Source organism: Methylobacterium sp. A49B, from assembly GCF_053346215.1.
Genome location: NZ_JBKFBO010000094.1, coordinates 14,700 through 27,764, shown reverse-complemented (window position 1 = coordinate 27,764; position 13,065 = coordinate 14,700). Strand labels below are relative to the sequence as shown.

General features: G+C 70.5%; 10 protein-coding genes and 1 other RNA gene. 3 read left to right on the top strand and 8 right to left on the bottom strand.

The window, feature by feature from the left end; genetic code table 11:
- Positions 1-14: 14 nt before the first annotated feature.
- The 6 genes from ACLBX9_RS13485 to ACLBX9_RS13460 all read right to left on the bottom strand — a co-directional run bounded on the left by ACLBX9_RS13485 (position 15) and on the right by ACLBX9_RS13460 (position 5,462).
- Entirely contained in the window at positions 15-1,028 is a 1,014-nt protein-coding gene (locus ACLBX9_RS13485) for a peptidoglycan -binding protein (protein WP_447719288.1), read from the bottom strand.
- Entirely contained in the window at positions 1,028-2,005 is a 978-nt protein-coding gene (locus ACLBX9_RS13480; RefSeq protein ID WP_447719287.1) for a flagellar motor protein MotA, read from the bottom strand. Before ACLBX9_RS13480 ends, ACLBX9_RS13485 begins: the two co-directional genes overlap by 1 nt.
- A 200-nt stretch (positions 2,006-2,205) precedes the next feature.
- Positions 2,206-3,024 (bottom strand): TIGR00282 family metallophosphoesterase, encoded by an 819-nt coding sequence (locus ACLBX9_RS13475; protein WP_010682773.1) that lies wholly within the window; start codon positions 3,022-3,024, stop codon positions 2,206-2,208.
- 3 nt (positions 3,025-3,027) lie between these two features.
- Positions 3,028-3,639 (bottom strand): 5-formyltetrahydrofolate cyclo-ligase, encoded by a 612-nt coding sequence (locus ACLBX9_RS13470; protein WP_447719286.1) that lies wholly within the window; start codon positions 3,637-3,639, stop codon positions 3,028-3,030.
- Positions 3,629-3,785, bottom strand: a non-coding RNA gene (gene ssrS / locus ACLBX9_RS13465) — 6S RNA. The genes ACLBX9_RS13470 and ssrS overlap by 11 nt, the downstream gene beginning before the upstream one ends.
- A 108-nt stretch (positions 3,786-3,893) precedes the next feature.
- Positions 3,894-5,462: a glucosamine inositolphosphorylceramide transferase family protein gene (locus tag ACLBX9_RS13460; protein WP_010682771.1), complete on the bottom strand. Its 1,569-nt coding sequence runs from the start codon at positions 5,460-5,462 to the stop codon at positions 3,894-3,896.
- A gap of 274 nt (positions 5,463-5,736) precedes the next feature.
- Here ACLBX9_RS13460 and ACLBX9_RS13455 point away from each other — a divergent pair, with 274 nt between their 5' ends.
- Both ACLBX9_RS13455 and ACLBX9_RS13450 read left to right on the top strand, forming a co-directional pair.
- On the top strand, positions 5,737-7,842 hold the full coding sequence (locus ACLBX9_RS13455; protein ID WP_447719285.1) for a GumC family protein: 2,106 nt from the start codon (positions 5,737-5,739) through the stop codon (positions 7,840-7,842).
- Positions 7,839-9,167, top strand: coding sequence for a VpsF family polysaccharide biosynthesis protein (locus tag ACLBX9_RS13450; RefSeq protein ID WP_447719284.1), 1,329 nt, complete (start codon positions 7,839-7,841; stop codon positions 9,165-9,167). Before ACLBX9_RS13455 ends, ACLBX9_RS13450 begins: the two co-directional genes overlap by 4 nt.
- Positions 9,168-9,174: 7 nt before the next feature.
- On the opposite strand, the gene ACLBX9_RS13445 is transcribed toward ACLBX9_RS13450, so the two are convergent.
- Together ACLBX9_RS13445 and ACLBX9_RS13440 are read right to left on the bottom strand one after the other, a co-directional pair.
- Positions 9,175-10,416, bottom strand: coding sequence for a glycoside hydrolase family 5 protein (locus tag ACLBX9_RS13445; RefSeq protein WP_447719283.1), 1,242 nt, complete (start codon positions 10,414-10,416; stop codon positions 9,175-9,177).
- Positions 10,413-11,618, bottom strand: a complete 1,206-nt coding sequence (locus ACLBX9_RS13440; protein ID WP_447719282.1) for a DUF1972 domain-containing protein — start codon at positions 11,616-11,618, stop codon at positions 10,413-10,415. Before ACLBX9_RS13440 ends, ACLBX9_RS13445 begins: the two co-directional genes overlap by 4 nt.
- A 100-nt stretch (positions 11,619-11,718) precedes the next feature.
- On the opposite strand from ACLBX9_RS13440, the gene ACLBX9_RS13435 reads away from it, so the two are divergent.
- Positions 11,719-12,990, top strand: a complete 1,272-nt coding sequence (locus ACLBX9_RS13435; protein WP_447719281.1) for a glycosyltransferase family 4 protein — start codon at positions 11,719-11,721, stop codon at positions 12,988-12,990.
- Positions 12,991-13,065: the final 75 nt, after the last annotated feature.

Here is a 13,065-nt window from a genome sequence, read left to right as displayed (position 1 = left end):
CGCGCAGGCACTGGCTACCGCTCGGTGAGCTTCATCTCGATCCGGCGATTGCGCGCGTAAGCCTCTTCGGTGGTGCCGGCGTCGAGGGGCTGGAATTCGCCGAAGGCTCCGGCCAGGAGGTGCTGCGGCGGGATGCCCTTGCCGGCGAGGTATTGCACCACCGCGATGGCGCGGGCGGCCGAGAGCGCCCAGTTCGACGGGAATTGCGCCGTGTTGATCGGGCGCGCGTCGGTATGGCCGTCGACCCGCAGGACCCAGGGCAGATCCGAAGGGATCTGCTTGGCGAGATCCGAGATGGCGCCGGCGATCCGGTCGAGTTCCGGTCCGGCCTCGGGCTTCAAGGTCGCGGAACCTGCGGGGAACAGCACCTCGGACTGGAGCACGAACCGGTCGCCGACGACGCGGATATCGGAGCGATTGCCGAGGATCTGCCGCAGGCGTCCGAAGAAGTCGGACCGATATCTGGCGAGTTCCTGGACCTTCTGCGCCAGCGCCACGTTCAGGCGGCTGCCGAGCTCCGCAATGCGCGCCTGCGATTCGCGGTCACGGCTCTCCGAAGCCGCCAGCGCGTCCTCCAGGGCGGCGAGCTGGCGGCGCATGGCGCTGATCTGCTCGTTGAGCAGATCGATCTGCGACAGCGCCCGCTTGGTGGCACCGCGCTCCGCCTCAAGCTGCTTGTCGAGCGGCGCCGCAGCACCCTGGCTGACGGTGGCGGCCTCGGCCTGCGTCCGGGCCTGATCGCGCTCGCTCTCGACACCGGCCAGCGTCGTGCGGAGGTTGCGGACCTCGTCCTCCTGATTGCGGCGGCTCGAGCGCTCCAGCGCCAGCAGATCGGTGAGGTCGGCGATCTGCCGGTTGAGCTTGGCCAGGGTCTCGTCCCGGCCGGTCAGCTCCTGGGACAGGAAGAACTGGCCGACCACGAACACCGTCAGCAGGAACACCACCGACAGAAGCAGCGTCGCCAGCGCGTCGACGTAGCCGGGCCAGACGTTGAGGGTCCGGCGGGATCGCGCCGCCGTGGAGGCCATCAGACCCGCTCCCGGCCGAGCCGGTCGAGCACCTGCTTCAGCTCGCGCTCGCGGCTCGCCTGCGCCTCGACCCAGTCGCGGATCATCTGCTGCTCGGCCCGCATGTGCTGCACGAGACCCTGGATGCCCTCGGCGAGGTTGGTCATGGCGAGGGTGGCGGCACGGCTGCTACCGCCCTCGGCGACCAGGGCGGTCAGGCGGTCCACGGCCTCCTTCAGCTCCTGCGAGCCAAGCGTAGTGGATACGGCCGGCGCGCCCGCCGTCTCGGCAACGGCGTCGCCCGACATCAGCCAATCCTGCAGGTCGTTGTGGAATCGGGCATGGGCCTGGCCCGCCTGCAATTCCAGGAAGCCCGTAATCAGCGACGAGGCGAGGCCGAACAGCGAGGCCGAGAACGCGAGGCCGATGCCGGACAGCGGCACCGCGAGGCCAGATTTCAGTTCGTCAAACATCACGCCGGCATCGCCGCCCCCGCGCATGCCCTTGATGACGCCGCCCACCGCCGAGAGGGTGTCGATCAGGCCCCAGAACGTGCCGAGTAGGCCGAGCAGGATCAGGATGCCGGCGATGTAGCGCAGGATCTCGCGCCCCTCGTCGAGACGCGCCGCGATCGTGTCCAGATAGCCCGCGGTGCCCGGCAGAGTTGTCCCGGCGGCACGCGCGGCGATCATCGGCACCATGGGCGCCAGCAGCGCCGGCGGCCGCTTGGCCTGCGCGCCGCTCGCCACAGCGTTGACGTAGCTGGTCTCGCGGAACAGCCGGATAACCTGCCCGAACGCGATCAGGACGGCGATCAGCAGCACACCGAGGATGAGACCGTTGAGCCCGGGATTGGCCAGGAATGCCGGCGTGATCTGCTTGAACAGGATGAAGGCCAGGAAGCCGACCAGGATCAGAAAGACCAGCATGCGTCCGAGATAGATCCCGGGCCGCGCCAGCGGCTCTCTCTTGACTTCGCCGGTATCGCGGGCGGCCATCAATCGCTCTAGCCTGATCTCGTGGTTCGGTCGCCGGCGGCGTCCGTTGCGGCCACTGTGGTGTGAGGCCCGCACGCGATCAAGTCACGCGAAGGACACGCCAGTGCCCATCCCGGCCCGTGTTGCGATCGGGGTCAACGCCAACCTTCTAGACGACTTGTCCCTTTGCCGAACCGGTAGCCGATACGGAGACGCGAGCGTCAGTCCCAGAAATGCGGCCGGCTCTGCTCGAGATGCGGACCCAGACGGAGCGCGGACACCTGCGTGGCGAGGCCGCGCGCATCCAGTTCCACGGCAATGCCGCTGAGGGTCGCCTCCCCGACGGCGACCTCCCAGCGGGAGCCCGGCGTCTTCTGGATCATGCGGCGGATCGGTTCGTCCTTCTGCATGCCGATCACCGAATCGTAGTCGCCGCACATGCCGGCATCCGACATGTAGGCGGTGCCGCCCGGGAGGATGCGGTGGTCGGCGGTCGGCGTGTGAGTGTGGGTGCCCACGACGAGGCTCGCGCGGCCGTCGAGATAGTAGCCGAAGGCCTGCTTCTCGCTGGTCGCCTCCGCGTGGACATCGACCACAACGGCGTCGGCCGCCGCCCCGAGGGGGCAGGCCTCGATCTCACGCTCCACTGCCGCGAAGGGATCGTCCATCGCGTCGAGGAAGACGCGGCCCATCACGTTGACCACGAGCACCCGGGCGCCGCCCTGCGTCTCGATGACCGTCGCGCCGCGGCCGGGAGTCCCGGGCGGGTAGTTCGCCGGACGCACGAGACGCGGCTGGCGGGCGATGAACACCAGCGCTTCACGTTGGTCGAAGCTGTGGTTGCCGAGCGTCACGGCATCGGCACCGGCCTGGATCAGCTCGTCGCAGATCGCCTCGGAGATGCCGAAGCCGCCGGCCGCGTTTTCCCCGTTGACGACCACGCAGTCGAGGCGCCAGCGCTCACGCAGGCGCGGCAGGTTTTCGCAGACCACGGTGCGGCCGGACCGCCCTACGACGTCGCCGAGGAAGAGCAGCCGCATCGGTCAGGCGGCCCCGTCGCAGCGGATCACACCCGCCTCAGTGATCACGAACCGGAGCGGCCGGTCGTGCGGCTCGGCGGGCACATGTTCGACCTCCTGGGCGGCGAAGCCGATGCCGACCGTGAGGACGGGGCGGGAGCGGGACAGGCGGGTGATCGCGCCGTCGTAGTAGCCGCGGCCGTAGCCGATGCGCTGGCCGGCCCGGTCGAAGGCGGCCAGCGGCACAATAAGGGCGTCAGGCTCGACGGGCGGCAGCGACGGATCGGGCTCGCTGAGGCCGAAGCGTCCGGCGACGAGCGCGTTCCCGGCGCGCCATTCCCGGAACACGAGGCCATCCGGTGTGACGTGCGGCAGGGCCACGCGCTGGCCGCGGCCGAGCAGGCCTTGGGCGGCGGGACGCGGATCGACCTCGCTGCGGATGGGCCAGAAGGCGCCGACGAGATGGGCACTGGTGAGTTCGGGCAGCGCGAGGAGCGCATGCACGATCGCCGCGGAAGCGGCCTGCCGGGCGTCCGGGTCAAGGGCATCGCGGGCGGCGAGCGCCGCCTGACGGAGTTCGGCCTTGCGTGCCGCGCCCGAGTCGCCGGTTTCTGAAGAGGATGAGTGCGGAGCCACGTGAGCCGTTGGAGGATCGATCCCGGGAAACCTACAGCGTAGGTGGGCGCCGTGTTGGCCAAGTCCAGGGACGAGGCCAGGGACAGCTCCCGAGGGAGTCGATAAGGCCCCGGGGAAAGTGCTCCTGACGAACTCTGCAGCCCCGCCGACACCATGTAGCGGTCCGGGCGCGTTCCCGCCAGGGCCGCGCCGGTGGAAATCGGACGCATCGTGCGTTCCGGACAGTGCCCGTCCGGGACGAGCGGTCAGTCCGGTCATCGACAATCCGCGCCGGGCACTCGGCCTTCGCGGCTGACCGAGGCGTGTCCGTGTCGGGACGGTCTTCGGAACCGGAGGGCGCGGGCGGACCCGTCGATGCACTCAATCCCGCCACCCGCATTCACCGTGTGGAGGCGACTGCCCGGCCACGCCGGTCCGGGCCCGATGCGCGCAGTGATGGTCTGGGCGAACCCCTCCTGGTCGAGCCGATCGATCCGCGCCAGCGCCAGGGCGCGGCCATAGCCCTCGGCGCAGTCTTGGACCGGGCGGATCAGCGCCCCGTCCCGCGCGACCATCTGCCCGGCCGGGCGCGCGAAGGCGGGATCGACCAGCACCGGGTTGGCCGGATGCGGCGTGTACGGCCCCCGGAAATCGGGCGCGGACCAGAGGTGCAGCGCGTCGTGGAAGGAGCCCGACCCGGCCGGCGCCCCGGGCTCCGCGTCGCGGACGGTGGCGAAGATCCACCAGATCCCCCCATGCTCGACGAGCGTGGCGTCGCTCGCCACCACGCCGGACAGCAGCGTCGCCTCCTTCACCCAGCCGCCGGGGAAGCGTGTCGCTCGGTACAGGTCGACCGTGCCGGCGGCCGAACTCTCCGGCACCATCCAGACGTGACGGTCGCGCTCGAAGACGAACGGGTACGAGAGGTGGTGGGCCTCCTCCAAGACGGGGATGGGCGCCCCCTCGGGACCATCCCGACCAAACCGGACCGCCGAGATGATCGCCTTGCCGGTGGCGTGGGGGAAATCCTCGACGAACAGGTGCGTCGTTCCGCCGACGGCGATCGGGAAGGGATCGGCGTAGAAGCGCCGGCCGTCGTCGGGGAGCACGGTCCAGGCCGCGTCGGGGAGATGCCCGAGCGCGATCAGGTCGGGCCCGTCCAGGCGGCGCCAGCCACAGCGCCAGTGGGGAGCGTTGTAGCAGAGCCGGTACAACCGGTGAACGAGCGCGCCAGCGAGCATGCGGCCGGTGCGCGCCCCCAGCGCCGGGATCGGCAGCGAGACGGCGCGCGGGGCCGGCCCGTCCGCCGCGGAGACCGGTGCGATTTGCCCGGAAGCTCGGCGCCGCAGGGCAGCGGCGATGACCGTCGCCGTGCGGGCGAGCGCGTCGTCGAAGCTCGCCAGCACGATCCCCGGCCGATCGGCACCGAGGCGGCCCACGGCGACGACCGCTCCGTTCTCGACGAGGTCGAGCCGCGGCACCCCTCCCGCGACCAGGCTCGCGAGCAACGCCGCCGCGCCGCTATGTCCGTCGTAGGCCAGCTGCCAGGTACCCGGCCCCGTCGGCGCGTCGCCGCAGAGGTCGAGCAGGAGATCGGGCGCGGCGTCGGTCCGGCGCCACCGGTCGAGCTCGGCGGCGGCGAGCGCCGCCGAGCCCACCGGGCGCAGGCCGTGGACCAGGGCTTCAAGACGGAACAGCAGGTCTGCCGTCGCCGGCCAAACCTCGGTCGCGGGTGCATCGTCGATGCTCACGGCGCGGATCCCCGGCAACCCGGAGATGCGCCGCAGTAATGCGGCGTGCCATCGGACGGGCCGCGCACCGTCCAGGCGAACTCTCACATGCATCGATGCTCGCGCTCCCGCTCGGCGCGGAGGTTCGTCGATCACGAACACGGTTCCCGTCTACGACCTGAACCGTAACGGGAGTGATAACCCAGGAGGAGGAGACCGGACTTCGCGGGAATGTTCACCATCATTCCAGTAAAGACGGCGCATTCATGGAGCCACCGCAGTCTTGACGGCTTGCCAGTTGCCTGCGCGCCTCTCGCCTGCGCGACTCTTGCGGGAGGGGGTGTTACCCGCTCGGGGCTGAACCAGATCGAGACGACGGTGACCGATCGTGACACAGATCGACCATAACATCGCTGTCGCGACCTGGCTGTCTCCCATGCAGGAACCGCACCCGGAGCGACCGGCCCAAGGCCGGCCGGATACCACCGCGGAGTTCGGCGACCTGTGGCGAATCCTGTGGCGACGCAAGACGCTCGTGTTCGGCACGGCACTCCTGCTCAGCCTCGCGGTCCTGGCCTACGCTGTCATCGCGCCGTCCCTCTACACGGCGACCGCCCAGATCCTGATTGATCCGCGGGACCGGCAGGTCGTCTCCAACGACGTCAACCCGGGCGCGCTATCGCCGGACGGCGGCATCGCGCAGGTCGAGAGCCAAGTGAAGGTGATCGAGTCGGACGCGGTCCTGGGGCGCGCCGTTGCTCAGGCGGGGCTGGAGACCGAGCCGGGATTCGGCGTCCCCCAGGACAGCGCCGTTGCGCGCACCCTGGCGTCGCTGCGCGCGATGGTCGTCGGCCCGAAACCCGAGCGACGCGTCGATCCGCGAGGCCGGGCCCTGGACCAGCTGCGCCGGAAGCTCGCGGTGAAGCGCGCCGACAAGGTCTTCGTGATCGACGTGATTGTCACCACGACGGATCCCGATCTTTCGGCGCGCATCGTCAATGCCATCGCGGGCGCCTATCTGGCCGACCAGACGGAAGCCCGCTCCGACGCCGCCAAGCGGGCTGCGGGCGATCTGCGCGGCCGCCTCGACGAGTTGCGCAACGCGGTCAGCGCGGCCGACAAGAAGCTCGAGGATTACAAGGCGCAGAACGGCCTGATCACCTCCAGCGGCCGGCTCGTGAACGAGCAGCAGCTCACCGATTCGAACGCCCGCCTCGTCGCGGCCCGGGCCCGCACGGCCGAGGCCAAGGCGCGCCTGCAGGGCATCCGCGACGCGCGGGGTCAGGCGATCGGGTCGGGCGCGATGCCGGAGGCGGTCCAGTCGGCGGTGATCGACCGCCTGCGCGGCCAGTATGCCGAACTCGCCGCCAAGGAGGCGGATCTGCGCACGAACCTGGGCGAGCGCCATCCGTTCATCGCCGCGGTGCGCACCCAGATGCAGGACGTCCGCCGGCTGATCGACGCCGAGCTGAACCGCATCGCCGGCGCGGCCGAGACCGAGTACCAGCGGGCTCAGGCCAACGAGCGGACGCTGACGGCCGAGCTGGAGCGGCTCCAGCGGCAATCGGCGACGACCGCCAAGTCGTCGGTTCAGCTCCGCGAGCTGGAGCGCGAGGTCGAGGCGTCGCGCACGGTCTACAACACCTTCCTGGTGCGCGCCCGCGAGATCAAGGAGCAGACCAGCATCGACAGCTCCAACGCCCGGATCATCACGGCGGCCCGACCGCCGCAGGATCCGAGCTGGCCGCCGCGTCTGATCCTGGTGGCGGCCGCGCTGGTGGGCGGCCTCGGGCTCGGCGCCGGCCTCGCGCTGACGCGGGAATACGTGGCGCCGACGGTTCTCTCACCGCGCCAGCTGGAGCGGATCTCGAACGCGCCGGTGATGGCGGTTCTCCCCGGGCTGCGGCCGCGCGGCGCCAATGCGGCGGCGGCGAGCCTCACGCTGGACCACCTCGCGGCGACGTCGGGCACCGCGGGCCCCTCGCAGGCGCTCCTAGTGACCTCGGGCGAGTCGGACGAGGCCGAGCGCCGGGCGGTCATCCAGCTGCTCGCCTCCGTGGCGGTCGGGCGCGGTGACCGGGTGCTGCTCGTCGATGCCGACCTGCGGAGCGACGGCTCCGGTGCGGGCGGGCTCCTCGACATCCTGCGCGGCGAGCAGAGCCTGAACGCCGTGACCCAGACCGATCCGAAGACGGGCGCGCGCCAGATCGGCCTCGGCGACACCGGGAAGCCGATCCGCGACGCCCTGACGCCCGGCAACATCACCCGCTTTCTCGCGGGGGTGAAGGGCCGGTTCGAGCTGGTGATCCTGGACGGCGGCGTCCTCACGGAAAACCTGCGGCTCGGCCCCGTCGCCGCGGCGGCCGACCGCGTGCTGCTCGTCGCCTGCAACGGCGCGACGCGCCAGCGCGATCTCATCGACCTGGTCGACACCTCCGAAGCCCTCGGCCGGCCGATCTCCGGTTCCCTGCTCCTGAAGAGGCGGAGCGCGTGAGGGCAGCCCAACCGCAGGGCCTCGCCCGCCGTTCCGCCGCGTCGCCGAGGAGCATCGCGATCCGGCGCGGGCTCCCGCGACCGTTGCCGCGCGGGCTGGCGCGGATCGAATCCCTCGCCTTCGTCCTCTGGACGCTGATCCTCGTCGGCGTGTCGGGGGGCCTGCTCTGGGCGCTGGGGATCAACTACGACGGGATCAGCGGTTCGGCGCCGTCCAAGATCCACCCGGCCACCTATCTGGCAGTGGCTCTGACCGGCTGGACGCTGCTGCGCGCCGGCAACCCGGTGCTCCCCGTGGTCCGGGCGCTGAACCGCCGCCCCGCCTGCGTGCTGCTGGCGCTTTGCGGCGTCCTGCTCCTCGTGCTGATCGCGGCCCGCGGCGGGACCGGCCTCGCCGGCTCGATCGACACGTTCGTGCTGGCCGGCCTCGTTCCGATCCTGCTCATGGACCGCGATGCCGCGACGCTGCGGCGCCTGGAGACCGTGTTCCACCTCGTGATGCTCGCCAACGCCCTGCTCGGGCTGTTCGAGTTCGTCAGCGGCCAGCGCTTCTTTCCGTTCCGCTTCGACGGCATGGCCTTCGAGACCGACACCCGCTCGGCGGCGCTTCAGGGACACCCCCTCGTCAACGCCACGATGACGGCGTGCTACATCCTGGCCCTGGCCCAGGGTGGTGGCCGGCTCGGCCCGGCCCTGCGCGCCGGAATGATCGCCCTGCAGGTCGTCGCCCTCGTGGTGTTCGGCGGTCGCTCCGCCACGGTGACGACTCTGGTCCTCGGCACCGGCGTCGGCCTCTTCGCGCTCCACCGCAGCCTGCGCGGCGGCCGCATCCCGCTCGCCGCGGCGGCCTGCGCGTGCTTCGCCCTGACGATGCTGCCGGTGGCGGTGACCGTCCTGGCCGCCGCGGGCTTCTTCGATACCTTGCTGGAGCGGTTCGTGTCCGACGGCGGCAGCGCCCAGGCGCGGGTCGACATGCTGGCGATCTTCAGCGCGATCCCGTTCCGGGATCTCCTCATCGGCCCGGACATCCTCCAGGTCAGCACCCTGCGAAGGATCTACGGCCTCGAATGGGGGATCGAGAACTCGATCGTCTCGGACCTGCTCTATCACGGCATCCTGGTGACGGCGCTTCTGGTCGTCGCGGTGGGCCTCTACCTCGCCGAGGTCGCCCGCGCGTGCCGCCGGGGCGCCTGGCTGCCGATCCTGACCTTCGTGATCCTGGTGAACACCTTCGAGGGGCTGGCCGGGAAGACCACGATGCTGGCCAAGTTCGTCCTGATGCTCATCGTCCTGTTTCCGATCGGGACGGACCGGGCCCGGACCTGACGGAAGCTCAGGGCCGTGCCCGCAGGCCGAGGGCGGCCACCAGAGCGGGATCGGGCATGTGCGCCTCGTCCATGAGGCCGAGACCGTCGAACAGGTTCCAGAACGACCACGCGAAGCCGGCTCGCTCCGCAGCCTCGCGCACGTCACGGATATAGGCCGCCCGGTCGATCGACCGCGCCGCCGTGTAGCGGACATCGGTTCGCAGGGCTCCGAACTCGCCGATGAGCACGTGCCGCGGCGCGATGCCGTAGAGATCGGCCCAGGTCGAGACCGGCGCCATCGCGGCGGCGAGGTAGTCGGGCCCGGGCCGGGCCTCGAAATACTCGCGCAGCTTCCCCTCGATCACGGCGCGGTCGCGGATCTTCTCGGCCGAGGAGACCGTCTGGTCGGAATCGATCCGGGCTTGCACCGCGGCCAGGGTCTCCGCGAGCGTGCCGCGCGAACCAGGCCACGGCACCGCGTTGAGCCAGCGGTAGAACGGTTCCTCGGTGAGCCACGGTGCGCCCTGGTGGGAGAACAGGTACGGCTCGTAGAAGTGGAAGGTGTAGAGGAGCGGCGCGTATCGCGCGAGGGCGGCCGGGTCGAGGGCCGTCAGCCCGGCGACCAGGCTGCCGCAGGAGCCCGTCGCCACAAGGGTCAGCGACGGGGCCGCCGCCCGGGCGGCGGTGAGGAGTGCGGCCTGGACGCGGTTCCACGCGTCGGCGCCGCAGGCCTGCGGCGGCTCGTTGACCGGCTCAAGCGCCACCCGGTCGAGGCCCTTGCGGGCGCACAGGCGGGCGAGTTCGGCCACGAGATCCCGGTAGAGCGGGAACAGGGGTGCACGATCGGAGCCGTAGAAGGCGTCCGGCGTGTAGTGATGGGTCGCCGCGTTTGCCTGGACGTTGACCAGCACGCGCATCCCGGTCGCCAGCACCGCGTCGATCGCCGCCGAGAGGCTGGCGAGGAGTTCGGTCCGCCGCGCGCCCGTGAAGGCCACGAAGGGACCGGGGTCGAGGGGAAGCCGCGTGAAGTCGAACCCCAGAGCGGCGAGGCGGCGCAGATCGGAGTCCGTGGGTGTCGGCCGATCCGATTGGAACGGCGGCCACGCGTATTCGGTCCGCGGCGCCGGGTACTCGGTGGTGAGCGAGAACCAGGGCCACAGCGCGATGCCCCGGCGCAGCGACTGCGGTTCGGCGGCGCGGGCCGGGAGCGCGTGCGCGCCCGCCGCAGCCAGGCCGCCCGCCAGCAGCGCCCGCCGGCTCGCCCTCACCAGCCCGTCCCGGTCGTGGCACCGACCGGCGCCGGCCGCGGCGCGGATGCCACGGCCCCGGGGTGGTGTACCGCGCGGGTCGGTGCCGGCGGGTAATTGCCAACCTGCCGCAGCGTGTCCTCGTAGGCGGCCAGCACGTCGTCCCAGCGGAAGTCCTCGGCCCGCTCCCGAGCCGCCGCGCGTGCGCCGGCGACCGTCGGCGTGTCGGTGAGCACCTGCTCGATGACGGCGGCGCAGGAATCTCCGTCCGAGAAGTAGAACTGCCCCTCTCCGGCCGTGCCGCGGTTGAACGGGTTGTCGTGGGCGACGACGGCGCTCCCAGCCCAGAGGGCTTCGACCAGCGAAGGGTTCGTGCCGCCCACCGTGTGTCCGTGGAGATAGGCGCGCGCGTGCACCCGCAGGGCCTGCACTTTCTCGGCTTCGTAGATCGCGCCGGGGAACAGGACCTCCTCCGACGCGGCGTCCTCCACCGCCCGGTGGTACGGGTTTCCCACCCTCATCGCGCCGAGCACGACGAGCCGCGCGCCACGGCGTCGGCGCGAGAACGCCTCGACCAGGGTGAGGATGTTGTTGTCCGGCTCGATGCGGGCGATCGAGATCAGGTACCGGTCGGGCTCAAGGCCGAGCGGAGGTGACCCGAGGCCTTCGGGTGGCGGGTCGCCGCCATAGGGGATCGTCGCGATGTCGCGCCGAGGCCGCCGCCGGGCGAGGTGGTCGGCGATGATCGGGTGGTCAGCCACGAGCCGATGCGAGGACCAAGCCGCGATCCATTCGCTGGCATAGAAGAAGGCCCGGACCGGAAGCGGCCATTTCGGCCGGCGCCACTCGATACCGTCCATGTTGGTCAGGATCCGTCCGCCCCGGGCGCGCAGATAGGGCAGAAACACCGCGCCGTTGTAGCCGAGCACGAGGGCAACGCCGCCGCGCGCCGCCGCGTCATGGGCGCAGACGGCGTCGAAGGCGAGGGTCGCGGCCGGGCCGCGCAGGCCGACTTCTACGGTAATCAGCTCGATGCCATTCCACATTCGGGACGCCACCCGGGTCTCTACCCGCTCGACATCGCGCTGGCAGTACACGCCGACGCGCCAGCCGCGGCCGGCAAGGTAAATCGCGAGACGCTCGGCGAAAGTCTCGAAGCCGCCATGGGCTGCCGGAATCCCGCGCGTTCCGAGAATAAGTACCGTCGGCGCGCGGTCAGGCATGGTCCTTCCTTCCCATTTTGCCCATCCTAATATAAAAGTATCACAATAATATCGTCGCGAAATCGATATTGCAACCTATGGTTGTAGGTTAATTTTATTAATGATCCCTCTGACAAACGAGACGATCTTGCGCACGACTTACGTAGCAACCGGGGCGGCGAGGACAACACCCGGGGACGCGCGATCCGCGAGCGACGTCGGCTCGGGCCTGCGCATCACCTGTGTGCATCAGGGTTTCGAACTCTACGGTTCCGACCGGTGTTTCGTCGAAACGGTCTGCACCCTCCGAACCATCCATCCGACCGCGCAGATCGATGTCGTCCTGCCGCGCAGCGGCCCGATCGTGGCGGCGTTGACGCCCTTCGCGAGCCGGGTGTCGATCGAGCCCCTGTGGATCCTGCGACGGAAGGACCTCGCACGTCTCGCCACCCTAGGTCTGATGGTGTTGCCGCTCGCGGTGCTGCGCGCGTACCGGCGTCTCCGCGCAAGCGACCTCGTCTACATCAACACGACCGTGGTGGCGGACTACCTCCTGGCCGCGCGGTTCCGGCCGGGCCGCAGCATCGTGCACGTCCACGAACTTCCGGACGGGGTCGTGCTGAAGGTTCTGCGCGCCCTCATCCTGTGGAGCGGTGCCCACGTCGTGTTCAACTCGCGCGCCACCGAGCGGGTCTATGCGCTTCCGGCGCAGGTGACCGCTTGCGTGGTCTACAACGGGATCGCCGGACCGCCGGGGGCGAAGCCGGCGGATTACGATGGACGCCGTCCACTCCGGATGCTGATGCTCGGGCGGATCAGCGGGATCAAGGGTCAGGATGTTTTGGTCGAGGCCCTTGCCTCGCTGCCCGAGGCCATGCGGCGGCGGATCGAGTTGCGCATCGTCGGGAGCGCCTTCGAGGACGAGGCCCGTGAGCGGGCCCTGACGGCGCGGATCGAGGCGGCAGGCCTCTCCGAGCATGTCAGCCTGCAGCCCTTCGTGTCCGATCCCGCGCCGCTCTATCGCTGGGCCGACGTGGTCACGATGCCGTCGCAGAAGCCCGAATCCCTCGGCCGGGTCGCGATCGAGGCCATGTCGTACGGCGTACCGCCTCTGGTGACCGCGATCGGTGGTCTGCCGGAGGTCGTGGAGGACGGCAAGACCGGATGGATCGTACCGCCCGGCGGGCCGGAGCCGATCGCGGAGGCCCTGATGCGCATGATCTCGGATCCTGAGCATTGGCGGGGTTTCGGCCAGGCCGCACGGGCGCGCTACGAGAGCGTGTTCTCCGAGAAGTCTGCGGCGGACGGGATCGCCGCCATGGTCCGAACGACCCTGGGCGGGCCGCGCACGGCGGCTCCGGAGGCGCAACATTCGACGCGACCGAGCCTCTGAGGAGTGGGCGAAGACGGCACGTATATCCGGCGCGGGTTTAACAAAAGTTCAGCTCGTTGGCTGTATCCCGGCGCA

Coding starts and splice junctions, on each gene's coding strand:
- ACLBX9_RS13435 (WP_447719281.1), top strand. CDS start 11,719: ATGATCCCTCTGACAAACGAGACGATCTTGCGCACGACTTACGTAGCA.
- ACLBX9_RS13475 (WP_010682773.1), bottom strand. CDS start 3,024: ATGCGGCTGCTCTTCCTCGGCGACGTCGTAGGGCGGTCCGGCCGCACC.
- ACLBX9_RS13480 (WP_447719287.1), bottom strand. CDS start 2,005: ATGGCCGCCCGCGATACCGGCGAAGTCAAGAGAGAGCCGCTGGCGCGG.
- ACLBX9_RS13440 (WP_447719282.1), bottom strand. CDS start 11,618: ATGCCTGACCGCGCGCCGACGGTACTTATTCTCGGAACGCGCGGGATT.
- ACLBX9_RS13485 (WP_447719288.1), bottom strand. CDS start 1,028: ATGGCCTCCACGGCGGCGCGATCCCGCCGGACCCTCAACGTCTGGCCC.
- ACLBX9_RS13460 (WP_010682771.1), bottom strand. CDS start 5,462: ATGCATGTGAGAGTTCGCCTGGACGGTGCGCGGCCCGTCCGATGGCAC.